General features: G+C 62.7%; 22 protein-coding genes. 3 read left to right on the forward strand and 19 right to left on the reverse strand.

Features of this window, described 5'->3' with window-relative positions:
• Positions 1-5 precede the first annotated feature (5 nt).
• From P9875_RS27470 to P9875_RS27485, 4 genes are all read right to left on the reverse strand, one after another.
• The gene (locus tag P9875_RS27470; protein WP_278317163.1) at positions 6-1,154 is read right to left on the reverse strand and encodes an ABC transporter ATP-binding protein; all 1,149 of its coding nucleotides are present in this window, start codon (positions 1,152-1,154) and stop codon (positions 6-8) included.
• A gap of 195 nt (positions 1,155-1,349) precedes the next feature.
• Complete coding sequence (locus P9875_RS27475) at positions 1,350-2,810, reverse strand: aspartate aminotransferase family protein (protein ID WP_278317164.1); 1,461 nt, start codon at positions 2,808-2,810, stop codon at positions 1,350-1,352.
• Between the two features lie 12 nt (positions 2,811-2,822).
• Positions 2,823-4,193 carry a glutamine synthetase family protein gene (locus tag P9875_RS27480; protein WP_035822563.1) on the reverse strand — a complete coding sequence of 457 codons (1,371 nt, stop codon included), beginning with the start codon at positions 4,191-4,193 and terminating at the stop codon, positions 2,823-2,825.
• A 67-nt stretch (positions 4,194-4,260) separates the two neighbouring features.
• Entirely contained in the window at positions 4,261-5,028 is a 768-nt protein-coding gene (locus tag P9875_RS27485) for a gamma-glutamyl-gamma-aminobutyrate hydrolase family protein (protein WP_278317165.1), read from the reverse strand.
• A gap of 282 nt (positions 5,029-5,310) precedes the next feature.
• Between P9875_RS27485 and P9875_RS27490 the strand changes: the two genes are divergently transcribed.
• Positions 5,311-6,456 (forward strand): MFS transporter, encoded by a 1,146-nt coding sequence (locus tag P9875_RS27490; protein ID WP_278317166.1) that lies wholly within the window; start codon positions 5,311-5,313, stop codon positions 6,454-6,456.
• 6 nt (positions 6,457-6,462) lie between these two features.
• On the opposite strand, the gene P9875_RS27495 is transcribed toward P9875_RS27490, so the two are convergent.
• From P9875_RS27495 to P9875_RS27515, 5 genes are all read right to left on the reverse strand, one after another.
• Positions 6,463-7,263 carry a hypothetical protein gene (locus tag P9875_RS27495; RefSeq protein ID WP_278317167.1) on the reverse strand — a complete coding sequence of 267 codons (801 nt, stop codon included), beginning with the start codon at positions 7,261-7,263 and terminating at the stop codon, positions 6,463-6,465.
• Positions 7,260-7,826: a sigma-70 family RNA polymerase sigma factor gene (locus P9875_RS27500; RefSeq protein WP_278317168.1), complete on the reverse strand. Its 567-nt coding sequence runs from the start codon at positions 7,824-7,826 to the stop codon at positions 7,260-7,262. Before P9875_RS27500 ends, P9875_RS27495 begins: the two co-directional genes overlap by 4 nt.
• A gap of 49 nt (positions 7,827-7,875) precedes the next feature.
• Positions 7,876-9,762: a beta-propeller domain-containing protein gene (locus P9875_RS27505; RefSeq protein WP_278317169.1), complete on the reverse strand. Its 1,887-nt coding sequence runs from the start codon at positions 9,760-9,762 to the stop codon at positions 7,876-7,878.
• A 97-nt stretch (positions 9,763-9,859) separates the two neighbouring features.
• Complete coding sequence (locus tag P9875_RS27510; protein ID WP_035822575.1) at positions 9,860-10,483, reverse strand: trimeric intracellular cation channel family protein; 624 nt, start codon at positions 10,481-10,483, stop codon at positions 9,860-9,862.
• 4 nt (positions 10,484-10,487) lie between these two features.
• A complete protein-coding gene (locus tag P9875_RS27515; RefSeq protein WP_278317170.1) occupies positions 10,488-12,917 on the reverse strand; it encodes a penicillin-binding protein 1A in 2,430 nt (809 codons plus the stop codon).
• A gap of 137 nt (positions 12,918-13,054) precedes the next feature.
• Between P9875_RS27515 and P9875_RS27520 the strand changes: the two genes are divergently transcribed.
• Positions 13,055-13,948 (forward strand): HTH-type transcriptional regulator ArgP, encoded by an 894-nt coding sequence (locus P9875_RS27520; protein ID WP_278317171.1) that lies wholly within the window; start codon positions 13,055-13,057, stop codon positions 13,946-13,948.
• Here P9875_RS27520 and P9875_RS27525 read toward each other — a convergent pair whose 3' ends face one another.
• The 4 genes from P9875_RS27525 to P9875_RS27540 are packed head-to-tail and all read right to left on the reverse strand — an operon-like array spanning position 13,949 to position 17,596.
• Positions 13,949-14,821, reverse strand: coding sequence for an ABC transporter permease (locus P9875_RS27525; RefSeq protein ID WP_278317172.1), 873 nt, complete (start codon positions 14,819-14,821; stop codon positions 13,949-13,951).
• Positions 14,818-15,663, reverse strand: a complete 846-nt coding sequence (locus P9875_RS27530) for an ABC transporter ATP-binding protein (RefSeq protein ID WP_058048406.1) — start codon at positions 15,661-15,663, stop codon at positions 14,818-14,820. The genes P9875_RS27525 and P9875_RS27530 overlap by 4 nt, the downstream gene beginning before the upstream one ends.
• 1 nt (position 15,664) lies before the next feature.
• The gene (locus P9875_RS27535; RefSeq protein ID WP_176389695.1) at positions 15,665-16,678 is read right to left on the reverse strand and encodes an ABC transporter substrate-binding protein; all 1,014 of its coding nucleotides are present in this window, start codon (positions 16,676-16,678) and stop codon (positions 15,665-15,667) included.
• Positions 16,679-16,711: 33 nt separating this feature from the next.
• Entirely contained in the window at positions 16,712-17,596 is an 885-nt protein-coding gene (locus P9875_RS27540; RefSeq protein WP_278317173.1) for a TauD/TfdA dioxygenase family protein, read from the reverse strand.
• Between the two features lie 211 nt (positions 17,597-17,807).
• Here P9875_RS27540 and P9875_RS27545 point away from each other — a divergent pair, with 211 nt between their 5' ends.
• Complete coding sequence (locus tag P9875_RS27545; protein WP_176389697.1) at positions 17,808-18,293, forward strand: tetratricopeptide repeat protein; 486 nt, start codon at positions 17,808-17,810, stop codon at positions 18,291-18,293.
• An 18-nt stretch (positions 18,294-18,311) separates the two neighbouring features.
• On the opposite strand, the gene can is transcribed toward P9875_RS27545, so the two are convergent.
• The 6 genes from can to recN all read right to left on the reverse strand — a co-directional run bounded on the left by can (position 18,312) and on the right by recN (position 26,258).
• A complete protein-coding gene (gene can, locus P9875_RS27550; protein ID WP_035822585.1) occupies positions 18,312-18,983 on the reverse strand; it encodes a carbonate dehydratase in 672 nt (223 codons plus the stop codon).
• A gap of 136 nt (positions 18,984-19,119) precedes the next feature.
• A complete protein-coding gene (dnaJ, locus tag P9875_RS27555) occupies positions 19,120-20,253 on the reverse strand; it encodes a molecular chaperone DnaJ (protein ID WP_034745985.1) in 1,134 nt (377 codons plus the stop codon).
• 162 nt (positions 20,254-20,415) lie between these two features.
• Positions 20,416-22,359, reverse strand: a complete 1,944-nt coding sequence (gene dnaK, locus P9875_RS27560; RefSeq protein WP_034745982.1) for a molecular chaperone DnaK — start codon at positions 22,357-22,359, stop codon at positions 20,416-20,418.
• A 91-nt stretch (positions 22,360-22,450) separates the two neighbouring features.
• The gene (grpE, locus tag P9875_RS27565; protein ID WP_034788734.1) at positions 22,451-22,987 is read right to left on the reverse strand and encodes a nucleotide exchange factor GrpE; all 537 of its coding nucleotides are present in this window, start codon (positions 22,985-22,987) and stop codon (positions 22,451-22,453) included.
• A 343-nt stretch (positions 22,988-23,330) separates the two neighbouring features.
• Positions 23,331-24,440: a ferrochelatase gene (hemH, locus tag P9875_RS27570; protein WP_176389699.1), complete on the reverse strand. Its 1,110-nt coding sequence runs from the start codon at positions 24,438-24,440 to the stop codon at positions 23,331-23,333.
• Positions 24,441-24,590: 150 nt separating this feature from the next.
• Positions 24,591-26,258 (reverse strand): DNA repair protein RecN, encoded by a 1,668-nt coding sequence (recN, locus tag P9875_RS27575; protein WP_278317174.1) that lies wholly within the window; start codon positions 26,256-26,258, stop codon positions 24,591-24,593.
• Between the last annotated feature and the right edge of the window lie 7 nt (positions 26,259-26,265).

A 26,265-nucleotide genomic window follows, 5' to 3' on the forward strand; every position in this document is an offset into this window, starting at 1 on the left:
TGGCCTCAGCTGGTCAGCACGACGATGTCGGCGCCATCCCACCATACCCACACGCGCTGTTCGCGCTCAAGGCGCGCGGCGTCGTGGCGGGCCGCGTTGGTGCGCGAGACTTTCACCACCGTGCCGCTGTCGAGGCGCACATGGTAGCTGGTTTCATTGCCAAAATACGCCATGGCGACGATCACGCCCTGGGCGCAGTTGTAGCCGTGTTCCTTTGGTGACGCGCGCTCTTCCAAGGTGGGTGGCGCGATCTGGATGCCGATTTTTTCGGGGCGCACGGCCACCGAGACATCCATGCCCAGATTGCCCGTGATGCCATGCGAAACATAGTGCTCGCCATCGGGCGTGGCGATCACCACGTGATCCGGTTCGTCCTGCGTGATGCGGCCGTCGAACAGATTGACGCTGCCGATGAAGTCAGCCACGAAACGGCAATTCGGCGTTTCATAGATTTCACCGGGCGCGCCCACCTGCAGGATGCGCCCTTCGCTCATGACGGCGATGCGCGTGGCCATGCTCATGGCCTCATCCTGGTCGTGCGTGACCATCACGCAGGTGACGCCCACCTGCTCGATGATATTCACCAGTTCCATCTGCGTGCGCTCGCGCAGTTTTTTATCCAGCGCGCCCAGCGGCTCGTCGAGCAGCAGCAATTGCGGCCGCTTGGCCAGGCTACGCGCCAGCGCCACGCGCTGCTGCTGCCCGCCCGACAACTGGTGCGGCTTGCGCTTCGCATACTGCCCCAGCTGCACCAGCGCCAGCATCTGCTCGACCCGCGCCGCCACTTCCGCTTTCGGCAAGCCATCGCGGCGCAGGCCGAAGGCGATGTTGTCCCACACGGACAGATGTGGAAACAGCGCGTACGACTGGAACATCATGTTGATGGGGCGCTGGTGCGGCGGCACATCGACGATGCTGTTGCCCGCCAGGGCGATCCTGCCCGACGTCGGCGTCTCGAAGCCCGCCAGCATGCGCAGCAGGGTCGACTTGCCGCAACCTGAACTGCCCAGCAGGGCGAAGATCTCGCCCTTGTTGATCGTCACGGAAATATCATTGACGGCGCGCACGCCATCGAATTCCTTGACCAGTTGATCAATCAGCAAGAAAGGCGCTGGGGCGTCGCTGGCCGACGCGGCGGGTGTTGCTATCGTCATGTGGGTGCTTTGGGTAAGTGGGTGTCAAAATGAAAAACTGGCCGCTACAAAGAGCGGCCAGGATGGAAGTTTAGCGGAACTGTCGCTTATCTGGTCTAAAAATTGTACAGATGTCGATAAAAACCCAACAGCAGAGACTGGGGTCGTACCCTCAGGGTACGACCCCAGCGCTTAGATTTTGGGTTCAGTAAAAACCTACACCCACCCCTTCGCTTTCACGTCCGCATACGTCTTGTCCAGGCACAGACGTATCAAGCCCACCATTTCATCGATCTGCGCGCGCGTCATCACCAGCGGCGGGGCGACGATCATGCGCTCGCCCACGGCGCGCATGATGACGCCATTGTCGAACATGTGGCCGCGGCAAATCATGCCCACGCCCTGGCCCTCGTCGAACAGCTCGTTTTCGTGCACGGTGGCGCCCTTCCTGCGCACCAGGTTCAGGCCCGCGACCAGGCCGCAACTGTCCGCATAGCCGACCAGCGGATGTTCGCCCAGGCTGGCGAAGCACTGCCGCAGATACGGCCCCGTATCTTCGGCCACCTTGGCCACCAGCTGTTCCTCCTCGATGATGCGGATGTTTTCCAGCGCGGCCGCGCAGGCGACGGGGTGGCCGGAATACGTGAAGCCGTGGGTGAACTCGCCGCCCTGTTCAATCAAGACTTTAGCGACCCGGTCGCCCACCAGCACGCCGCCCAGCGGCACATAGCCAGAGGTGACGCCCTTGGCAAAGGTGATCAGGTCGGGCTTGATGCCGAACAGTTCGGAGCCGAACCAGCGCCCCAGGCGACCAAAGCCGCAGATGACTTCATCGGCGATCAGCAAGATGCCGTACTTGTCGCAGATGCGCTGGATCTCGGGCCAGTAGGTCGATGGCGGAATGATGACGCCGCCCGCGCCCTGCACCGGTTCGCCGATGAAGGCGGCCACCTTGTCGGCGCCGATTTCCAGGATTTTGTCTTCCAGCCAGCCAGCCGCCTTCAGGCCGAATGCCTCGGGAGTCAATCCATGGCCCGATTCCAGGTAATTGGGCTGGCCGATATGCGCGATGCCCGGTATCGGCATGCCGCCCTGCGCATGCATGCCATCCATGCCCCCCAGCGACGCTCCCGCCACCGTGCTGCCGTGATAGGCGTTGTGGCGGCTGATGATGGTATGTCTCTCCTTGTAGCCGAGGATATCCCAGTAGCGGCGCACCATGCGCAGATTCGTGTCGTTGCCTTCGGAACCGGAACTGGTGAAGAAGACGTGCTGGAACTGCGGCGGCGATATCTGCGCCAGCTTGGCGGCCAGCTGCGCGGCCGGCACGTTCGTCGTGCCAAAGAAGCTGTTATAGAACGGCAGCGTCTCCATCTGCCGGTACACGGCTTGCGAGATCGATGTGCGGCCGTAGCCGACGTTGACGCACCACAGGCCCGACATGCCGTCGACGATTTTCTTGCCCTGGCTATCCCACAGGTAGACGCCATCGCCGCGCACCATCACCCTGGCACCCTTGCTTGCCAGGTCCTGGAAATCGGTGAATGGATGCAGGTAGTGGGCCGAGTCCATCTGCTGGATGGCGGCCGTGTCATAGACTTGTGGCGCCGCGTTTTTCTGCGCCACGGAGGCGACCAAAGCGGCGCTCGGCGCCAGCGGATTGTTGGATGTGCTCATTGATATCCTTTCTTAAACATGGAGCAGAAGATGTTCGCGCTCCCACGGGCTGATCACGGTCATGAACTCCTGGTGTTCCAGGTCCTTGATGGCCGCATACACGTCGATGAAGCGCTCGCCCAGCACCGTGCGCAGCTTGTCTTCCGCGCGCAGCAACTGCAGGGCCTCCGGCAAGCCTTGCGGCAGTTCGAACTTCATGTCATAGGCACTGCCCACCATCATCGGTGTCGCCTCCAGCTGCTCCGTCATGCCCAGGTAGCCGCAGGCCAGGGTGACGGCCAGGGCCAGGTAGGGATTGGCGTCAGCGCCGATGATGCGGTTTTCCACGCGCCGGTCCTGCACGCCCGACTCGGGCACGCGGAAACCCACCGTGCGGTTGTCCAGGCCCCATTGAATATTGATCGGCGCGGCCGTATGGCGCACGATGCGACGGTAGGAATTCACGTAGGGCGCGACGATGGCCATGGCCGACGGCATGTAGCGCTGCAGTCCCGCGATGTAATGCTTGAAGATGGGCGCGGCCGAACCATCCTCGTTGCTGAAGATGTTCAGTCCCGTCTTCGCATCGACAACGCTCTGGTGCACGTGCATGGCGGAACCTGGTTCGCCCGCCATGGGCTTGGCCATGAAGGTGGCGTACATATCGTGTTTCAAGGCCGCTTCGCGCAGGGTGCGCTTGAAGAAAAACACCTTGTCGGCCAGGCCCAGGGGGTCGCCGTGCAGGAAGTTGATTTCCATCTGCCCCGCGCCGATTTCGTGGATCAGCGTATCGACGTCAAGATTCATCAATTCGCAGTAATCGTAGATATCCTCGAACAGGGGATCGAACTCGTTGACGGCGTCGATGCTGTAGACCTGGCGGCTCGTCTCGGCACGGCCGCTGCGCCCGATGGGCGGCTTCAATGGCAAGTCGGGGTCCGTGTTTTTCGCCGTCAGGTAGAACTCCAGTTCCGGCGCCACCACGGGTTTCCAGCCCTTGTCCGCATACAGTTTCAGCACGCGCCGCAGCACGGAGCGCGGGGCGAAATCGACCAGCGCGCCATCGGCAAAATAGCAGTCGTGGATGACTTGCGCGGTGGGATCCGTGGCCCACGGCACCATGGTGATGGTGGTGGGATCGGCCTTCAAGATCATGTCGCGGTCGGTGCTGGAAATGGCGCGGTCGTAGCCGCCATCGTCGACCGGGTAATTGCCCGTCACCGTCATGCCCAGTACCGCTTCCGGGATGCGCATGCCGCGCTCCTGGGTGAATTTCCCGCGTGGCAGGATCTTCCCCCGCGCCACGCCCGTCAAGTCGGGGACCAGGCATTCGATTTCCGTGACGCGCTTTTCATTGAGCCACAAATCCATGTCCGTATAAGTGAAATTTTCGCGTATTGCCATGTTTCCCTCTCGTTGGTCTTGCGCTTTTCCTGATTAAGCGCCGCATGGTGCTGGTGCGGCGCGCCTGTCATCCTTTCTGTCTATGCTGCTGTTCCTGGTAATCGCGGCATGCCTGGCCGAAGGCGCCAAACAGGCGCATGGACTGCGGATTGTCTTCCACCTGCCATTCCGGATGCCATTGCACGGCCAAGGTAAAACCGGCGGCGCTGGCCACGCTATACGCTTCCACCAGGCCGTCGTCGGCCAGCGCTTCCACGAGCAAGCCATCGGCCAACCGGGCGACGCCCTGGCCATGCAGGGAATTGATCATCATCTCGCTCTCGCCGCCCAGCAGCCGTGACAGCAGGCCGTCGGGCATCAGCTTGATGCGGTGCGAAGGCGCGTACTGGCGGTTCAAAGGATCGAGCACGTTTTCACGGTGGTCCTGCATGCCGGGCACCGCATGCACGGCCTGGTGCAGGCTGCCGCCCAGGGCCACGTTGACTTCCTGGAAGCCGCGGCAAATGGCCAGCAAGGGCAGCTGGCGCGCCAGCGCGGCGCGGATCAGGGGCAAGGTGGTGGCGTCGCGCGCGGGGTCTTGCGGCAGGTCGGGATGGAGGATGTCTTCGCCATACAGGCGAGCGTCGACGTTCGAGGCGGAGCCGGTCAGCATGACGCCGTCGGCGACGTGCAGCGCCGCCTCCAGGTCCGCGTCCGCTCCCAGGGCGGGCAACAGCAGCGGCATGCAGCCGGCGCCGCGCAGCACGGCGTGCAGGTATTTGTCCTGCGCCATGTGCCAGGCGTGGCTGCCAAGCTGGCGCTGGCAGGCGGGAACGAGAACGATGGGACGGCGCATGGAGCTTCCTCGCTGGCGTGACGATCCAATGACAGCGCCATGACAGCGCTGCCGCTCGCTTCACTGTACAGCAGAGCCGCAGGCAGCGGCCACACGGATGGGAATGGCCAGCGGTGGCACACATCGCCTACACTACGGCTTTGCAATATTGCTCTTGATAAAATCATCATATGCCCGTCCGGCGCCAAACACCAGCGCCGCAGGCAAAGTCCCTACCTTTCCCATGCATCCACACCGTTTTCCAGCCATCCCGAACACCATTTTCACCCTGCGGGGGCAGCCATGAAGCACATGCCTTGGCGCGACTTCTTCGCCCTCGTCGTCAGCATCGGCGTGGTGGGCCTGGGCCTGGGCGCCACCATGCCGTTGACGGCGCTGACCCTGCACCAGCGCGGCGTGGGCACGGACATCATCGGCATGATCACGGCCGTCAGCGCCCTGGGCATCCTGGCCGCCTCGCCATTCGTCTCGCGCTGGGTGGGACGTTTCGGCGCGCGCGCCACCATGCTGGGCGCCGTATGGGTGGCTTCGCTGGCGACGATCGCCATGCAGTGTACCGACCACCTGCTGGCGTGGAGCGTGCTGCGCTTCCTGTTCGGCGGCGCCATGGGCGTGCTGTTTACCATCGGCGAAGCGTGGGTGAACCGGCTGGCGCCCGACAATTCACGGGGAAGAGTGGTGGCCATGTACACCACCAGTTTTACGTTTTTCCAGCTGATCGGCCCTGCCCTCGTGGCACTGTTCAACGACAAGATTTCCTGGAGCTTCGCCGCCTGCGGCCTGCTGTTCTTGCTGGCCGTGCCGGGATTGATGCTGATCTCGAACAGCGGCCCGGCACGCGAACCGGAAGAACATGGCGTGAAGTGGACCCTGATCCTGCCGCGCATGCCGATGATCGTGCTCGGCGCCGCCTTCTTCGCCCTGTTCGACACCCTGGCATTGAGCTTGCTGCCGCTGTACGCGATGGAGCACGGCATCGGCACGGACCTGGCCCTGCTGTCGGCCACCGTGGTGCTGGTGGGCGACACGGGCCTGCAATTCGCGCTGGGCTGGATGGCCGACCGCTACGGCCGCGCCAAAGTCCACGCGGCCTGCGGCGTGGCCGTCTGCCTGCTGCTGCCGCTGCTGCCATTCGCCGTCGGCACGCCGTGGCTGTGGTGGACCTTGCTGCTGTTGCTGGGCGCGGCGGCAGGCGGCATCTACATGCTGGCGCTGGTGGCTTGCGGCGAACGGTTTACGGGCCTGTCGCTGACCAGCGCCAGCGCCATCGTCAACGCCACCTGGGGCATCACCAGCGGCGGCGGCCCCCTGCTGACGGGCGTCTTGATGCAATCGGTGGGCGTGAACGCCCTGCCGGCCGTGATGTGGGTGTGCGCCGCCATTTTCGTCGGCAGCGCCGTGTGGGAACGCAGGAAGGGGATCGTCTAGCGTTTTTTACTTACTCTCCAGGCGCTGCCGCAGTTCCTCGGCCACCGGGTAATCAGGATACGCCTGCCGGAACGCCGTCCACTCCTCGTGCGCCAAGCTGCCTTCGCCGGCCTTCAGCAGGGCGTCGATCTTCACCAGCCACACGGAAGCATCGAGCCTGGCCGGTGGCGGCAGCGGCGCCGACTTTGCCACGATGGGAGCGGGCATGGCCAGCGCCCGCTGTGCCGGCGCCTGGCGCTGCAGGCTGGCTTCGGCCTGCATGGCCGCTTGCTGCTCCATCGCCTCCCGCATTGCCGGAGGAGGTGGCGGGGCCGGTGGCGCTGGCGGAGAAACGGGTGCTGACACGGGTGCTGGCACTGGCCCGGCTTGCGCCGGCGGCCTCGGTGCCGCCTTGGCCATGGCGCGCGGTGCTGGCGGTAGTGGCGCAAACTCGGTCGCAGGTGCGGCGGCCGGTGTGGCTTCCCGCATCACCTCCTGCGTGACCGGTTCCCCCACCACGGGAAACTGCGCCGGTTTCGAGCCGAACCAGTCCACGCCGATCAGGTTCACCGTCAACAGCACGGCGGCGGCCAGTCCCAGCGGAACGCGCCAGCGCTGCAGGTAGTCGGGTGATTTTTTGGCCGGCAGGGTGCGCAGCACGCCATCGGCGCTGTCGTTCGCGGCGACCGGTTGCGGCAAGGCTTTTTCCGCGTCGGCCAGGATGGCCGCATCGAGCGCGCTGGAAGGCGCGGGCTGCGGCAGACTGGCCAGCAGGGCGTTCAATTCCTCGTCATGCAAATCGTCGTTATCTTGATCGTGCGTCTTCATGCCTGTCCTCCCGCGCCCGCGGCGCTGTCCAAGCCCGCGCGCAATTTCTGCATGGCGTAGCGCAGCCGGCTCTTGACGGTTTCCGCTTCCGCCCCCGTCACCACGGCGATCTCCAGAATGCTCATGCCGCTGAACTGCTGCAGCACCAGCGCTTCCTTTTGCTCCACCGGCAGCGCCGCGATGGCCGCATGCAGCAATGCGTGCTGCTGTTTCTGTTCCAGCGATTGCGGCGGCGATGCGCCCTCGTCCGCCAGTTCGTCTGTAGCGTCGATTTCCTGACCTTCGCGCTGGCGCAATAGGTCGATCAGGCGGTTGCGCGCGATCTGGTACAGATAGGTACGAAACGCCGCTTGCGGCTGGTAGCCGGCGCGCGCCGCGTGCAGGCTGGCCCACGCATCCTGCACGATCTCGGCCACCCAGGCGCGGCGCGGCGAACGCCAGGCCACGAAGCGGTACAGTCCCTGGCCATGGCGCCGGTACAATTCGCGAAACGACGGCAGGTCGCCGGCGCTGTAGCGCAGCATCAGGTCTTCATCCGTCGCGGTAATGAGGGTGTCGGGCATGCGGAGCAGTGTAGCCGAACTACGCGGCAGCGGCAATTTCCCTGCGCCGTCAGCGAACAGGGGACGCAATGGGTGCATAGCTGATGCGGCGCACTTCGCGGATATGTCCATCCTTGAGCGCCCCTTCCACCACTTCATAGCCGAGCAGGGCGAAGACACGGCCCTGCAGGAACAATGGCCGCGCATTGCCATACCAGTCCACGCACGATGCGCGGCAGCCGTCGTCCGGTGCCGGACCGGGACGCGCGGCCAGCGCACCGAGTTCCGTCAATGTCAAACCATTGTTGCGCAGATACAGGACGGAGGCGGCCGGCTTGTTGAGGCCAGGCCGCTCGTCCGCACTCAAGATGGGCAGGCCGATCAGGCCTTCGCTGGCCGTGTGCGGCTTGTAGAAAAAGCCGTGGCTGCGCGACTCGCCCTGCGCCGCGTCCGCGCGGATGTAACGCGTGGCGATCGCCGCCTGCGCCCCCAGGCGGATGGTGCTGAAGTGCAGATCCCTGCCTTGCGCGCCGATCACCACGGCGTCATTGCCCAGCGCCTCGATGCGCTCGACGCCATGCGGCAGGGACAAGGCTTGCACGCTGCCCGCATCGGCCCAGCGCACGGCATACAGTGGCTGGCGCGGCCAGGCCTGGTCCGCCTGACGGCGTCCGGGATTGCCCGGATTGCCGTACAAGAGATAGGATCCCACATAACGGTTTTGCAGCCCATAGCCGCCACCACCGGGCAGCGGCTGGTAGCTGCTGGCGGGCGCGCTGTCGCGGCCATCGGAAAACGACGCCAATGGCACGCGCAGCAAGGCCATGTCGCCGCGCCCGCGCGCGCCATCCCACATGGCGTCGCCCTGGCCTTCGGCGCGCAGCAGCACGTTCAGGTGACCGTCAGGGCTTTCGAGGAACGAGAACTGGTCGACGGGCGCGCCCGCCACCTTCAGTGCGCTGGGCGCGCTGCCATCGAGGGGAATGCGGAACACGCCCGAGTCGCTGCCGCGGCGCGTGGTCCACACGAAAACGGATTCGCCCGACACATAAAACACGCGGCCTTGGGGCCCCATCACGGCCGTCGCTTCGCAGCGCATGTCGCGCTGCGCCAGGTCGCACACGGTGACCGTGTGCAGGGTCAGGCCGAAGCCCGTTTCCGGTTCTTCATCGGTGCGGTAGATGCGCGTGGCCGGGGCGATGCGCTTGAAGTCGGACGGCACGGCGTCAGGACGCCAGCGGCGCAGCGCGGGAAAGCCGCCGAACGGGTCGCCCCGGCGCAAATTTAGCGACAGGGGCGAATAGAACACCAGTTTGCCGCCGACCAGGCGGCTCGCGTAATTGCGCGACGAATAATAGTCGTTTGAGCGCAAGTGATAGGTGGAGCGGTAGGCCAGCTTGCCGTCGGCGTTGACGTCGAACAGGCCGATCTCCGTGCCGCCACGGCTGTAGCTGTAGCCGATCACCACGACCGTGTCGCCATCGATCAGCATCTCGTCATACCAGCTGCCCGACGGGTCGCTGCCCGGCGCGAACGCGTCGAGCGACGACACGGGTTGCAGGGCATTGCCCCCCACCTGCACGGTAAACAGCTTGCCGCGCCGGAGCATCACCAGGTGCTTGCCATGCAGCTTGACGATGCCGCCTTCGTCCACGCCCGCCGTCTGCACATTGGTGACGGATTCCGCCGCTTCGGCCGATGCCGCCGGCGCGGATTTCGCCATCGTCGGCGCGGGAGGAGCCGGCGGCGCCGACATGGATTGCGCCGTGGCGCGCTGCAGTTTCTGCTGCTCCCTTTGCAGGGCCGCCTGGCGCGCCTGCAACTGCTGCAGATAGCTGCTCAAGGCCTGCTCGCTGGCGAACGGCGCCAGGGTCTTGCGCGGCGCCGTGCCGGCGGCGTGGCTGCCTGCCGACAGCAGCAGGGACAGTATCAATGTGATCTTGAGGACGCTGGGCATCGCTTCTTCTCCGGTTGGCTGGGGTGTCCAACATGAAACGCGGCAGCGCAGAAAAAGGGGTTAAACGCGCGCGAAAATAATCACGCAGCGTTTTACCTTATTCAAAACCCCGTATGCGGTCGCCGTTAAAATTCGGCAGGCGCCACTCGAAGTGCAGGGCCAGGAAGCGGAACAGGAAGCCGGCGCCGATGGACGCCAGTTGCGCCACCGAGCTGTCGACCTTGAAGTGCAGCAGGCCCACATACAGGGCGCCCGTAAACAGGGCCACGGTGGCATACACTTCGCGCTGCAGCACCAGCGGGATCTGGTTGCACAGGATATCGCGCAGCAGGCCGCCGAAGACGCCCGTGATCATCCCCGCCAGCACGACGATGGCCGGATGCATCTTGGCCGACATGGCGATGTCGCAGCCGATCACGCAAAACGCCACCAGGCCCAGTCCATCGACCAGCAGGAAGATGGCGCGCAAATGGTGCAAATAGCGCGCGACAAAGGCCGTCACGATGGCCGCGCCGATGGTAAACAGCAGGTATTCGGGATGCGCGATCCAGCCCAGCGGATAGTGCCCCAGCAGCACGTCGCGCACGGTGCCGCCGCCGAGCGCCGTGACGGTACCGATCATGCAGATGCCGAACAAGTCCATGCCCCGCCGCATGCCCATGATGGCGCCGGACATCGCTTCGGCGACAATCGCCACCAGGTAAATCGTATATAGCAGCATGCTCTTATTCTTCCGAAAATGATTTGAGAATTTGTTCGCGTTCGCGCGCTTCGTTCAAGGTGCGCGCTTCGTTCGTGCCCGTGCCGGAGCCGCCATCGCCGGCTTCACCGTGCGCCATGCGCGTGTCCGCACCGCCGCTGCCGCAGCCGACACTGCTGTGGATAAAGGCAAAGTTATCCTGCAGGCAGTCGCCGGCCAGGTATTCGGCATACACGTAATCGCCGTCGAGCAGGGCCAGGCCTGGCGGCTCGGCCAATACCTGTTCGCGGCGGCCCTGCACGGCCACCTGCATGTAGTCGCGCCAGACGGGCAGCGCCAACGTCCCCCCGGTGGCGTTACCCAGGCTCTTGGGCTGGTCGTAGCCGAGCCACACGACGGAGACGAGGCCCGAGGAATAGCCGGCGAACCAGGCGTCATAGGCGTTGTTCGACGTGCCCGTCTTGCCGGCCGCGTCGCCGCGCCCCAGCGCCAGCGCGCCGCGTCCCGTGCCACTTTTGACGACGTCGCGCAGCATGCTGTCCATGACGTAGGCATTGCGCGTGGAGATCACTTGCGTACCGGGCGCAGGCGCATCCTTGGCGCGTGGCGCCGCATCGCTGAACAGCACTTCTCCGCTGCGGCTGCGCACTTCCTTGATCAGTTTCGGCGGCATCTGCATGCCGCCATTGGCGAACACGGCATACGATTGCGCCAGCTGCAGCGGTGTGACGGCGCCCGCGCCCAGCGCCAGCGGCAGGGAGACGGGATTGCGCGCGCCCTCGAAACCGAAGCGCGTGGCGTAGTGCTGCACGTAGCCGGGACCGGCCGCCTGCATCAGGCTGACGGCCACGAGGTTTTTCGAGCGCACGAGGCCGCGCCGCACGCTGATGAAGCCTTCATAGTTGTTGCCGTAATTGCGCGGGCGCCACGGCCGCGCACCCGTTTCCTGCGGCAGCAGCAAGCGCTGCGTGTCGTCCACGGCCGTGCCGGGAAAATATCCCTTTTCCAGCGCCGCCGAATACACGAAAGGCTTGAAGCTGGAACCGGGCTGGCGGTAGGCCTGCATGGCGTGGTTGTAGTGGTTGCGGTAGAAATCGAAGCCGCCCGCCATGGCGACGATTTCGCCGCTGTGCGCCTCGACGGAGATAAGCGCGCCTTCCATCTCGGGCAGCTGGCTGACCAGCCAGCCCTTCTTGGCCGCGTCGTGCACAACGCGGATCACGCTGCCCGCGACGATGGCGCGCTTGCCATCCCATTGCAGCTTGCCACCCAGGCGCGCTTCCGAGGCCGTCAGCACGATCTCGTCGCCATTGCGCAGCTGCGCCGTCAGCTGGCGCTTGCCGGCGGTGTCGACTTTGCGCACGAGGGCGGCGCGCAATTCTCCGCTGTCCGGGTAGGCGGCCAGCTGGCGCGCCACGCTGTCTTCGGAAGCGGCCAGGCGCGCTTCCGGGCCACGGTAGCCACGCCGTGCCTGCGCATTCAAGAGCCCATCGCGCAGCGACTTGTCGGCCGCGATTTGCGGCGCCATGCGGATGGTGGTCGTCACGTCCAGGCCCATGCTGTAAGCGCCTTCGGGATAGCTTTGCAGGATCAGTTGACGCGCTTCCTCGACCGCATACGCGGCCGCGTGCACGGAGCTGTTGCGGTCCTTGTTCAGCGCCAGTTTTTCCGCCACGGCGGCCGTGTATTCGGCCGGCGTGATGTAGCCGAGTTCGCGCATGCGCTGCAGGATGTAATGCTGGCGCACGGTGGCGCGCTGTGGGTTGGCGACGGGGTTATAGGCCGATGGGGCTTTCGGCAAGCCGGCCAGCATGGCCGCTTCGGCGATGCTGACGTCCGCCAGCGGCTTGTCAAAGTAAATGTTCGAGGCGGCGGAAAAACCGTAGGAGCGCTCGCCCAGGTAAATCTGGTTCATGTACAGTTCCAGCAGCTTGTCCTTGCCGTAGTGCTGTTCCAGCTTGTAGGCGAGCAGCATCTCCGTCAGCTTGCGCTGCACGGTTTTTTCGCGCGACAGGAAAAAGTCGCGCGCCACCTGCATGGTGATGGTGCTGGCGCCCTGCGCGTGGTGGCCCGTGACGACGTTGGCGAGCGTGGCGCGCGTCAGACCATAGAAATCGACGGCGCCATGCTCGTAGAAACGCGCATCCTCGATGGCCAGCAAGGCCTGGCGCATACGCAGCGGGATGTCTTTCAACGGCAGGAATTCACGGCGCTCTTCACCGTACTCGGCCAGCAGCTCACCTTCGCTCGAGAAAATACGCAGCGGCAGAGCGGGCTTGTACTGGGCCAGGTGCTCGACGGCGGGCAAATCCTGCCACGCCTGGCGCAGCCACCAGCCGCCCGCCAGTGCGGCGGCCATGCCCAGGCCCAGGGTCAATCCCAGGCCGAATTTCACATTGCGCGCCAGCTTGGACTGGGGCTTGCGGGTGGTGCTGTCGTTCGCTTGTGCTTCCATGGTGGTATTCCTTGCTGCCAGGAGGCCGCGCGCTGACGCGCGGCACTCCATCAAAGAGGCATTGTGCACTGCAACACATCCATCCTTATGAAAAGTAAGTATTATTTAGTATTGATAAATTTTTCTTATGTAAGGTAGTGGCCATGGATCTCAATCCCAAGCATACGGAAGCGTTTCGCGCCGTCGTCGAAACGGGCAGCTTCGAGCAGGCGGCGTTGCGGCTGCACCTGACGTCGCCCGCCATTTCACAGCGGGTGCGCGCGCTGGAAAGCCAGTTGGGCAATGCGCTGATCGTGCGCAGCCGTCCCGCGCGCGCCACGCGCATGGGCCAGCGGCTGATGCAGTATCTGAAACGGGCCAAGCTGCTGGAAGCGGACTTGCAGGCGGAACTGGCGGTGCAGCAGGATGCCCCGCTGACCCTGGTGCTGGCGCTGAATGCGGACTCGATGGGCACCTGGTTCTTCCCGGCCCTGTCGAAAGTGCTGATACGCGAGCGCGTGCTGCTGGATCTGACCGTGGAAGACCAGGACCACACGTACACCTTGCTGGAGACGGGCATGGCGATCGGCTGCATCAGCACGGAAGCCAAACCCATGCGCGGCTGCACGGCCGAACCGCTGGGCGTGATGCGCTACTGGCTGGTGGCCACGCCCGCGTTCCGCCAGCAGTGGTTTGCGCACGGCCTGACGCGCAAGGCGGCGCGCACGGCGCCCGTCGTCGCCTACACGCGCAAGGACACCTTGCAATCGTCGTTCCTGCAAGAAGCGCTGGGCTTGCCCGAAGGCGCCTACCCCTGCCATTACGTGCCGGGCGCCACCTCGCACTTCAACGCCATCCGCTACGGCCTCGGCTACGGCATGGTGCCCGAACTGCTGCTGAAAGCGAACACGGATGGCGAACTGGTGGAAATGCTCACGCCCAAGACCCCGGCCGACGTGGCCCTGTACTGGCACACGTGGAAGGTGCAGTCGCCGCGCATGGAGCAGCTGTCGCGGCAAATCATCGCGGCGGCGCGCAGCATGCTGAAATAACTATCTTTGCATGCCCCAGCGTTTGAGAGTCACACGCTCCAGGCTGCGAAAGCCAAGGTTTTCCACAATTAAACCGATGACGATGACGGCCGCCAGACCAGCGAAGACCTTGTCCGTGTACAGCTCGTTACGGTTCTGGAAGATGTACCAGCCCAGGCCGCCCTGCCCCGACGTGGTGCCGAACACCAGCTCGGCCGCGATCAAGGTACGCCAGGCAAACGCCCAGCCTATCTTCAAGCCAGAAACAATGGAAGGCAGAGCACCCGGCACGAGGATGTGCAGTACCAGGCGCAAGCCGTTCAGCCCGTAATTGCGGCCCGCCATGCGCAGGGTTTCGGGCACACCCTGAAAGCCCGCATACGTGTTCAGGGCCAGCGGCCACATCACGGAATGGACGATGACGAAGATCAGGCTGGCGCGCCCGAGGCCGAACCACAGCAGGGCCAGCGGCAGCAAGGCAATCGCCGGCAAGGGATTCAACATGGCCGTCAGGGTTTCCAGCAGGTCGCGCCCGATGCGGCTGGACACGGCCAGCAAGGTCAGCACGAAGGCGGCCAGCACGCCCACCGCATAGCCTTGCAGCAAGACGACGAGGGAGGCAGCCGTGCGCGTGAGCAATTCACCGCTGGCGATGCCGCCGATAAACGCCTGCGCCGTCTGCAGAAAACTGGGCAGCAATAAATCGTTCTGCGTCCAGCGCGCCGCGCCTTCCCACAACAGGGCCAGGCTGAGCAAAATGAAAGCCTTGCGCCACAGCACGTGCTGGCTCACACGCTGCCAGCGCGACAGCGGCTGCTCGACCGTGACGCCGGCCGGCGGCGGCGCCGCGTAGACGAATTCCTGGCGGATAGGCGGCTCCAGCAGCGCGCTCATACGGCCTCCCGCTGCGCGGTCACTGCTTGCGGGACGGGAGCGACTTCCTCATCGAACAACAAGCCATGGATACGGCTGCTGGCGGCCTGGAATTCCGCACTGCCCGCGCTGTGCAAGCCGAACTGATGGCTGTTGAGTTCGGCGCGCACGCGGCCCGGATGGGGCGACAGCAGCAGGATGCGGTTGCCCACCACCAGCGCTTCCTCGATCGAATGCGTAACGAACACGAGCGTAAAGCGCAGCTCTTCCCACAGGCGGCTCAGCTCTTCCTGCATCTTGCGCCGCGTCAAGGCATCGAGGGCGGCGAACGGCTCGTCCATCAACAGCACTTCCGGCTGCATGGCCAAGGCGCGGGCGATGGCCACCCGCTGCTTCATGCCGCCCGACAAGGTATGCGGATGGGCATCCTCAAAGCCGGCCAGGCCCACCTTGGCGATCCAGTGATGGGCGCGCTCGCGGGCCGCCTGCTTGTCCAGGCGCTTGCTGGCCAGCAGGGGGAACATGACGTTTTCCAGCACGGTCTTCCACGGCGGCAACTGGTCGAATTCCTGGAACACGACGACACGGTCCGGCCCCGGTTTATGAATGGGCTGCCCCTGCATGGCGATGCTGCCCGCGCGCGGCGCGATGAAACCGGCCACGGCTTTCAGCAAGGACGACTTGCCGCAGCCCGATGGTCCCAGCAGCACGAAACGGTCGCCGCGAAACACGTCGAAACTCACGTCATGCGTGGCGCGCACGGTGCGCTGCTCGGTGCGGTATTCCAGGCTGACATGCTTGACGCTGAGCAGCGGCTGTAGCGCAACGGGAGGACGGACCAGGTGAAAAGCGGGCGCGTTCATGTCAGCCTCCTTGCGTGATGGCAGGATCGTCAAAGAAATAATCGCGCCAGCTGTCGGGCAAGTTGCGGATGGCGCTCACGCGGTGCAGGAATTGCGCCAGGCCATAGGTATTTTGCGGCGCGATCTTAAATTGCACTTGCGGGTTGGCAAAGATTTTCAGCAGCAGATTGCGGTCCACCTTGCTTTTATTCACCTTGATGTAGATGTCGGCCGCGCCTTGCGGGTTGCTGCTCGCATACTGCGCCGCTTCCGCCAGCGCGGCGATGAAGGCGCGGTAGGTTTTCGGATTGTCCTTGCGGTATTTTTCCGTCGCATACAGCAAGGTCGACGAGCTGGGGCCGCCTTGCACGTCGTACGAGTTCAGGATGATGTGGGCGTTCGGGTTTTGCGCCAGTTCCTGTTCCTGGAACGGCGAATTGCCGAAGTGGCCGCTGAGCTCCGTGCCGCCGGCGATGATGGCGGCGGCCGCGTCCGGGTGTGGCAGGGTTTGCGTGATTTTATCGAGGCGGGCAAATTCCTTGTCGCCCCACTGTTTCGCCACGGCCATTTGCAATATCCTCGCCTGGACGGAGACGGAGACGGCAGGCAAGGCGATGCGATCCTTGTCCGTCAAGTCGGCCAGGGTTTTCACCTTGGGATTGTTGCTGACCAAATAGTAGGGGAAGTTGCCCAGCGACGCCACGCCGCGTACATTCTGCCGGCCTTTGGTGCGGTCCCAGATGGTCAGCAGCGGCCCCAGTCCGGCCCCGGCGATATCGATATTGCCCGACAACAAAGCATCGTTGATGGCAGGGCCGCCGGACAGGGTAATCCACTCGACCTTCACATCGACGCCCTGCTGCTTGCCATGCTTTTCAATCAGCTTTTGTTCCTGCGCAATATTGAGCAGCAAGAAGGTGATGCCATGCTGGCCCGCGATGCGGATCTGACCTTCGGCCCGGGCCATGGGCATGGCCATGCACAGCACGGCGATGGTGGCGAGCAGGCGGCGGGAAAAGCTAAAGATCGGCAACATGGACACTCCTTGGGTCAGGCTTACAGGGAAAAATCAGTACGGCGCATCGCCTTCAATTGTCGTGCGATACAGTTTGCGGCGCTGCTCGGGCGGGCAACCCGTCGCCAAATGCATCAGGGAACGGTTATCCCAGAACACCAGGTCGTACGGCTGCCAGCGGTGCACATACAGGTGCTCCGGGCGCAAGCTATGGGCAAACAGTTCGTCGAGCAGGGCGCGGCTTTCATCGTCGGGCAAGCCGACGATGCGCGTGGTGAAATGTTCGCTGACAAACAGGGCGCGGCGTCCCGTTTCCGGATGCACGCGCACGACGGGATGGGTGACGGGTTGGACTTCATCGATCTGCGCCTGCGTCAGGGCCGGCCGCCATGGATTGCGGCGGCGCAATTCTTCATACTGGCTCAGGTAGCTGTGTTCGGCACGGGCGCCGCGCACGGCGTGGCGCAGCGCGGCAGGCAAGCTGTCCCACGCCAGATGCATATTCGCGAACACGGTATCGCCGCCGTCCTGCGGCAACTCTTGCGCGTGCAGCATGGAGCCGAGGCTGGGCACTTTCTTGTACGACAGGTCGGAATGCCAGAAATGACCCGCGTCGCCCAGGCCGATGGGCTGGCCATTTTCAACGATGTTCGAGATGATCAGCACTTCCGCTTGCGTGGGCAGCTGGAACTGGCGCAGCACGTGGATTTGCAGCGGACCGAAGCGGCGGCTGAAATCGACCTGCTGCCGCGGCGTGATGCGCTGGTCGCGGAACACCAGCACGTGATGGTCGAGGTGGGCGTGGTGCAGGCGCTGGAAGTCGTCCAGTGACAGCGGCTGCGCCAGGTCCAGCCCCAGCACTTGCGCGCCCAGGGGCGCATCGAACGTCTCGATACGGAAATGGCTGGTGGAGTACTTGGGTTTCAGGACGGCCGACATGGGAATTCGCCAAGAGTCTGGGGAAGTCCACTGTATGCCTGCTCGCCCATCCTGCAAACGAAGCATTTCTGATATGGATATGCGCGGCGCGTTGTGCCACGCCGCAACAGGCACTGTCACGCAATGGCACAGCAGCACGGGATTTGCCTTGGAATCGCGCTAGCACGCAACTTGCTTATCTACCAGGCTTCAATCGTTGATCAGGAAAGCCATGCCCACCTACGCCCTGCTGCTCGCCTTGCTGTTCCCTGCTTTCGTCCACGCCCAGGATAGCGAGGGCGAAAGTGATCTCAGCTACAAAGCCTATGTGCACAGCGACAAGCGCATCAAGTGTTTGTACGGCTATGCGGCCGACAAGACGGGCGACCATGCGTCCGCCGTCGCCATCTTTGAAGATTGCATCCGGCGCTGGAACGATGTGTATTCGATGATTTGGCTGGCCCAGCTGTACGAAACGGGCATCGGCGTGACTAAGGACTTGCAACAGGCGACGGCGCTGATGCGGCGCGGCGCGCATACGAATGATGACGCGGCCTATGCGCGGCTGGCGCGCTACCACTATGGCGTGGCGCTGGCCGAAGGCCGGGGCACGCCGCAAGACATTCCCCAGGCCAGAACCTGGCTGCGCCAGGCGGCGCAGGAGGGCGTGCGGGAGGCGGCCGATTACCTGGACCGCCTGGACAATGCGGCGCCGTAGGCACGGCGCCAGCATCGACTAAGCGATTGCTTCGTAGCGGGCCAGGCGCGTCGCCATGCGCGGCGCCAGTTCGTGGCCAGCCGTGACGGTCACTTCCAGGTCATTCAGCAAGCCATCTTTCAAGCCATAGACCCAGCCGTGCACGCTGAGTTCCTGGCCCCGTTCCCACGCATCTTGCACGACGGTGGTCTGGCACACGTTCAAGACTTGTTCCACGACGTTCAGTTCGCACAAGCGGTCGCCGCGCTGGCGGCTGGTCAGCACGTCGCCCAGGTAGCGCTCGTGCTTCTGGCCCACGTCCTGCACGTGGCGCAGCCAGTTGTCGACCAGGCCGATGCGCGTGCCCGTCATGGCCGCATGCACGCCCTTGCAGCCGTAATGGCCGACGATGATGACGTGTTTGACTTTCAGCACGTCCACGGCAAATTGCAGGACGGACAGGCAATTGAGGTCGGAATGCACGACCACGTTGGCAATATTTCGGTGCACAAACACGTCGCCAGGCGCCATGCCCAGCAATTCATTCGCTGGCACGCGGCTGTCGGAGCAGCCGATCCACAGGTATTCGGGCGACGTTTGCGCTTCCAGGTTCTTGAAGAAGTTCGGGTCTTTCGCCACCATCGAGTCGGCCCAGCGGCGGTTACGCTGCAGCAGTTCCGCCAGGGCCGGGCCATTTTTCTGTTCGGTCATATCGCTCCCATTGTGTACGTACGACTGCATTGGCGGCAGATCGCGCCCATAGGCCGGCGATGCGCGCACATTGCTCAGTCGTGATGAAAAAAACGCCGGGATGTTGAAGCATCCCGGCGCATGGTATTACGTGTGCTTATTCAAAAAAATCCTTGACCTTGTCTTTCCAGGTCTTGCTTTGCGGACTGTGCTTGGCACCGCCCTCGGTGGTCGACTTTTCAAAGTCGCGCAGCAGGTCTTTCTGTTTTTCCGTCAGTTTCACGGGCGTTTCGATAGCCACGTGGCAGAACAGGTCGCCCGCGTAACCGGAGCGCACACCCTTGATGCCCTTGCCTTTCAGGCGGAAGGTTTTACCCGACTGGGTGCCTTCCGGGATCGTGAACGACACTTTGCCGTTCAGGGTAGGCACTTCGATTTCGCCGCCCAAAGCCGCCTTGGTGAACGAGATCGGCATTTCGCAATGCAGGTCGTCGCCTTCGCGCTGGAATACGGCGTGCGGCTTGATGTGGATTTCCACATACAGGTCGCCCGACGGACCGCCATTCGTGCCCGGTTCGCCGTTGCCGGACGAACGGATACGCATGCCGTTGTCGATACCGACTGGAATTTTCACTTCCAGGGTCTTGTTGCGCTTGATGCGACCGGCGCCGCCGCATGGTGTGCACGGGTCGGTGATGACCTTGCCGCTGCCATGGCATTTCGGGCAGGTTTGCTGGATGCTGAAGAAACCTTGCTGCATGCGCACCTGGCCGTGGCCACCGCAGGTACCGCAGGTGGTGGGCGACGTGCCCGGCTTGGCGCCGCTGCCGTGGCAAGTGTCGCACTTGTCCCAGCTCGGCACGCGGATGGTCGTGTCGAAGCCGTGCGCGGCTTGCTCCAGTGTAATTTCCAGGTTGTAGCGCAAGTCGGCGCCACGGTACACCTGTGGCCCCGCATTGCGGCTGCGTCCACCGCCACCGCCAAAGATGTCGCCGAAGATATCGCCGAAGCTGTCGGCAAAGCCGCCAGCACCGCCGCCGAAGCCGCCACCGCCGCCCATGTTCGGATCCACGCCAGCGTGACCATAACGGTCATACGCGTCGCGCTTTTCCGGATTGGTCAGCATCTCGTAGGCTTCTTTGACTTCCTTAAACTTTTCTTCCGATTCTTTGCTATCCGGATTGCGGTCCGGATGGTATTTCATCGCCAGTTTACGGTAAGACTTTTTGATCTCTTCTTCCGAAGCATTTTTTGCGACACCGAGTGTCTCGTAAAAATCACGCTTTGCCATGTTGTCGGCACCTTGCAGTCTATCTACTGATGTAAAAATTACACGAAAAAGCCGAGTCGAGTGCTGCGCTAGGCGCAGCGACTCGGCTCGGCCGGTCTTCGCGGCTAATCCCGCGATGTAGCGTTCAGCCCGGCTGCCCCCAGTTCATGGGAGCGCAAGACATTACTTGCTGTCTTTGACTTCTTTGAAGTCAGCGTCAACAACGTCGTCTTGCTTGGCGCCTGCGTCCGATGCGCCAGCAGCTTGCTGTGCACCTTCCGCGCCGCCGGCAGCTTGCTGCGCTTGCATGTCGGCATACATTTTTTCGCCCAATTTCTGCGATGCGCTCGACAGTGCTTCCACCTTGGCGTCGATCTCAGCCTTGTCGCCCGCCTTGATGCTTGCTTCCAGGTCGGTGATCGCCGCTTCGATCTTCTCTTTCTCGCCCGCGTCCAGCTTGTCGCCGTATTCGGTCAAGGATTTCCGGGTCGAGTGTACCAGAGCATCGGCCTGGTTGCGCGACTCGGCCAATTCTTTGACCTTCTTGTCTTCTTCCGCGTTCAGCTCGGCATCCTTGACCATCTTCTGGATTTCAGCCTCGGTCAAGCCGGAATTGGCCTTGATCGTGATCTTGTTTTCCTTGCCGGTGGCCTTGTCTTTCGCGCCGACATGCAAGATGCCGTTGGCGTCGATGTCGAAGGTCACTTCGATCTGTGGCGTGCCGCGCGATGCTGGCGGGATGCCTTCCAGATTGAATTCGCCCAGGCCCTTGTTGCCGGCGGCGATTTCGCGCTCACCCTGGAAGACCTTGATGGTCACCGCAGGCTGGTTGTCGTCGGCCGTCGAGAAGACCTGGCTGAACTTGGTCGGAATCGTCGTGTTTTTGTGAATCATCTTGGTCATCACACCGCCCAGGGTTTCGATACCCAGGGACAGAGGAGTAACGTCCAGCAACAGCAAGTCCTTGCGTTCGCCCGACAGGACCGAACCTTGAATCGCTGCGCCCACGGCGACGGCTTCGTCCGGGTTCACGTCCTTGCGTGGATCCTTGCCGAAGAATTCCTTCACTTTTTCCTGCACCTTCGGCATACGCGTCATACCGCCGACCAGGATGATGTCATCGATGTCCGACACTTTCACGCCAGCATCTTTGATAGCAATGCGGCATGGCTCCATCGTGGCCGTGATCAGCTCTTCCACCAGGGACTCCAGCTTGGCGCGGGTCATCTTCAGGTTCAAGTGGACCGGTGCGCCGTTCGCCATGGCGATGTACGGCTCGTTGATCTCGGTTTGCTGCGACGACGACAATTCGATCTTCGCGCGCTCGGCCGAAGCCTTGATGCGCTGCAGGGCGATCGGATCTTTTTTCAGGTCGATGCCGTTGATCTTCTTGAATTCGTCGATGATGTAATCGATGACGCGCTGGTCGAAGTCTTCGCCGCCCAGGAAGGTGTCGCCGTTGGTCGACAGCACTTCAAATTGTTTCTCACCATCAACATCCGCGATTTCGATGATCGACACGTCGAACGTACCGCCACCCAAGTCATACACGGCAATTTTACGGTCGCCTTTTTCGGTCTTGTCCAGACCGAACGCCAGCGCTGCCGCGGTTGGCTCGTTGATGATGCGCTTGACGTCCAGGCCAGCGATACGGCCGGCATCCTTGGTAGCTTGGCGCTGCGAGTCGTTGAAGTACGCAGGCACGGTGATGACGGCTTCGGTAACTTCTTCACCGAGGTAGTCTTCTGCCGTTTTCTTCATCTTGCGCAGGACTTCAGCCGAAATTTGCGGCGGCGCCAGTTTTTTGTCGCGTACACCGATCCATGCATCCCCGTTGTCGGCTTTCATGATCTGGTACGGCATCAGAGCGATGTCTTTTTGGACTTCTTTTTCGTCGAACTTGCGACCGATCAGACGCTTGACTGCGTACAGCGTGTTTTTCGGATTGGTCACGGCCTGGCGTTTCGCTGGCGCGCCGACGAGAATTTCGCCATCTTCTTGATAAGCAATAATCGACGGCGTCGTGCGTGCGCCTTCAGCGTTTTCGATTACCTTTGGTTGACCGTTTTCCATGATGGAAACGCAGGAATTCGTGGTTCCCAGATCGATACCGATAATTCTACCCATGATTTATTTCCTTTTATTTGCTAGATTTCAGATGGTTCTTATATGTGGCAAAGCGGCATGGTTTCAAGGCTTGCTTGATGCCGCACTCTGATTATTTTGCTTGCGCGGTCGTTACAATGGCTGGACGCAGCAGGCGGTCCGCAATCATATAGCCCTTTTGCAGGACTGACACGATGGTATTGGCTTCCTGCTCCGCCGGCACCACGGCAACGGCCTGGTGTTTCATCGGATCGAGCTTCTCGCCCTGCACTGGCAATACTTCCACCAGGCGGTTGCGCTCGAACGCGGCGTTCAGTTGCTTCAAGGTCATCTCGACGCCTTCTTTCAGCGATTCGATGGTCGGTGCTTCCACCGTCAGCGCCGTTTCCAGGCTGTCTTTGACGGGCACCATGGCTTCGGCAAAGCTCTCGACTGCGAATTTGTGCGCTTTAGCAACATCTTCCTGCGCGCGGCGGCGGATATTTTCGCCATCAGCCTTGGCGCGCATGAAGGCATCGTGCATCTCTGCAAGACGCGCTTCGGTACTCGCCAGCTGCTCTTCCAAAGTAGGCTCTGCGGGAGTCGATGGGGCAGTCGCCGCGGCGTCCGCTTGCGGATTAGGTACAGCTTGGTTTTCCTGATCTTGCATCTGAAAAGCTCCTACAATCAATGACTTAAATGAGTTAGTCTAACTATCTTTACAACACTAACGGGCAGATGGGGCTATATCCTATTGTTTCAAGGGGTATGCATGGCAAAACCAGAATTACATCGATCCATGTTACAGCGTATTACAAACGCTATCCATTTTGGCCAGCGATCCGTGCGCGCATCCCTTGATTTTCCTGGCTTCCCACGGCAAAGCGGGCATTCTACCAGCCCCGCCACGACCATCGCCACTGGCGGTGTTGCTATTTGGAAAACCCCTTGGCCGCGCCAGACATGACAAAGCCGCGCAAGCGCGGCTTCAAGATGGCAAAAATTCAATGATGTCAGTTCGTCGCGCCCAGGGCCAAGGCCGCCGCGCGCGCCTGTTCGCCCGCTTTCTTGTCCGCCTCGCGCTGCGCCGCCGTCTTCATCGTCGGCCAGCCAATCATGTGCTGTTCCGCAATTTCCGCCAGGCCCGCGATCCACGCTGGCGTTTCGTTCAAACAAGCGATGTAGTGAAACTGCTGGCCGCCGGCCGTCTCGAAATCATGCTTGGCTTCCATGGCGATCTCTTCCAGGGTTTCCAGGCAATCGCTGGTAAAGCCAGGACACAGCAGGTCGACGCGCTTGACGCCCTGCTGCGCCAGCGCCACCAGGGTGGGCGCCGTGTACGGTTGCAGCCATTCGGCCTTGCCAAAGCGCGACTGGAAGGTCACCACATATTGCTCTTTAGTTAATTTCAACTTTTCCGCCAGCAGGCGCGCCGTTTTCAGGCATTGGCAGTGATACGGGTCACCCAGCAGCAAGGTCCGCTTGGGCACGCCATGAAAGCTCATCACCAGTTTTTCCGGACGGCCATGCGCTTCCCAATGGTTCAGCACCGAGTCGCGCAAGGCGTCGATATACGTGTCGTGCTCGTGGTATTGCTTAATAAAACGCAATTCCGGCACATTGCGCACGGTGGCGTAATGGGCAAACACGGCGTCGTAGATGGAACCGGTCGTCGTGCCAGAATATTGCGGATAGGCAGGCAGGATGGCGATGCGCTCGCAGCCTTCGCTTTTCAGCTTGGCCAGCACGTCAGGCAAGGAAGGCGAACCGTAGCGCATGGCCATGGCCACCGTGACGCCGTCGTGGCCACGCTCGGCCAGCGCGCCGGCCAGCAGCTTGGCTTGCTTTTGCGTATGCACTTTCAGCGGCGAGCCTTCGCGCGTCCAGATCGACGCGTATTTCTTGGCCGACTGGCCGGAGCGGAACGGCAAGATGATCAGGTTCAAAATGAACCACCAGACGAGGCGGGGAATTTCCACTACGCGCGGGTCCGACAAAAATTGCTTCAGGTAACGCCGCACGGCCGACGACGTCGGCGCATCGGGCGTGCCCAGGTTGACCAGCACCACGGCGCTGCGGTCGATACTGCCATGCGTGTACGGAGGTTCTGTTTGAAATGACATGAAGGCTCTTCGAAGGCGTTGGATGGATTAGCCAGTTATTATAGTTGCATTGAGTTAATAGCGAAGTGCTGGGGTCAGACCCTCAATGCCGCTAACGTCAAGCTCAGCGCTAACGCATCCGGGGGTCTGACCCCGGATTTAAGCCTGCGTCTAAATTGCCAGCAGTTCACGTGCATGCTTGCGCGTGGTGGCCGTGATTTCCAGGCCGCCCAGCATGCGCGCCACTTCTTCCACCCGGGCCTTGGCGTCGAGCATGTCGATGCGCGAGGCCGTCTTGCCATTGTCCAGGGTACTTTTTGCCACTTGGAAATGTTGATTGGCCTGGCTGGCCACTTGCGGCAAGTGGGTCACGCACAGCACTTGCCGTCCCTGCCCCAGGCGTTTCAGCAAGCGCCCGACGACTTCCGCGACGGCGCCGCCGATGCCGCTGTCGACCTCGTCGAAGATCAGGGTCGGCGTGGTGGTGGCGTGCGAGGTGATGACGGAAATGGCCAGCGCGATGCGCGCCAGTTCGCCGCCGGACGCCACTTTCGCCAGGGAGCGTGGCGCCGTGCCCGCATGGCCGGCGACGAGGAATTCCACCTGTTCCAGGCCGTGGGCGGCCGGTTCGCACGGGTGCAGGGCGATTTCAAAGCTGCCGCCCGTCATGCTCAGTTCCTGCATCGCGCGCGTGACGGCTTGCCCCAGTTCCAGGGCGGCGGCGCGGCGCGTGTCTGATAACCGTTCGGCCACGGCGCGGTATTCGGCCTCGATCTTCGCTTCCTGGCGCAGCAAGCCTTCGATGTCGGAAGCATCGGCCAGGTGCTGCAGCTTTTCCGACAGCTTGGCGTGTTCTTCCGGCAATTCTTCGGGCGTGACGCGGAATTTGCGGGCCGTGCTGTGCATGGCTTCCATGCGCGCGTCGAGCTGGTGCAGGCGTTCCGGGTCCAGCTCGACCCGGTCCAGGTAATTGTTCAGCGCGTACACGGATTCCTGCAGCTGAATGCGCGACGATTCGATCAGGTCGACGATCGGTTGCAATTCCGCATCGACGGAGACCAGCTTGCCCAGCTTCTGGTTCAGGGCCGACAGTTGCGACACGATCGGATGGTCTTCCTGCTCGGAAATGATCGCCAGCGCTTCCTGCGCCCCTTCCAGCAGGCTGGCCGCGTGCGACAGGCGGCTGTGCTCGTTCGTGATGTCCGTCCACTCGCCGGGCTTGGCGGCCAGTTTTTCCAATTCACCCACTTGCCATTCCAGGCGTTCACGTTCGTACAGCACGTTGGCCGCATTCGTTTCGAATTCCTCGCGCTGGCGCACGAGGGCGCGCCAGCGCTTGTGCAGGGCCGCCACTTGCCGCGCATCCTGTTCCGCGCCCGCTTCGCGCGCCGTCGCCTGGCCGTCGAGCAAGGCGCGCTGCGCTTCGCTTTTCAGCAAGGACTGGTGCGCGTGCTGGCCGTGGATGTCGACCAGCATGTCACCGAGTTCGCGCAGCTGCGCGGCCGTGGCGGGAATGCCGTTGATGTACGCCTTCGAGCGGCCCGCGTTGTCGATCACGCGGCGCAGCAGGGCGCCGCCCTCGTCGTTGGCGAATTCGTTGGCCACCAGCCACGCTTGCGCCACGTCACTGACGGAAAAATCGGCCGTGATGTCGGCCTTGGCCGCACCTTCGCGCACCACGCTGGCGTCGCCGCGCCCGCCCAGCGCCAGGGTCAGCGCATCGATGAGGATGGACTTGCCGGCGCCCGTCTCGCCCGTCAGCACGCTGAAGCCGGCGGAAAATTCCAGTTCAATGGTATCGACAATGACAAAATCGCGAATGGACAGTGTATGGAGCATGGCTTCA

The sequence above is a fragment of the Janthinobacterium rivuli genome, from assembly GCF_029690045.1.
GTDB classification, from domain to species: domain Bacteria; phylum Pseudomonadota; class Gammaproteobacteria; order Burkholderiales; family Burkholderiaceae_D; genus Janthinobacterium; species Janthinobacterium rivuli.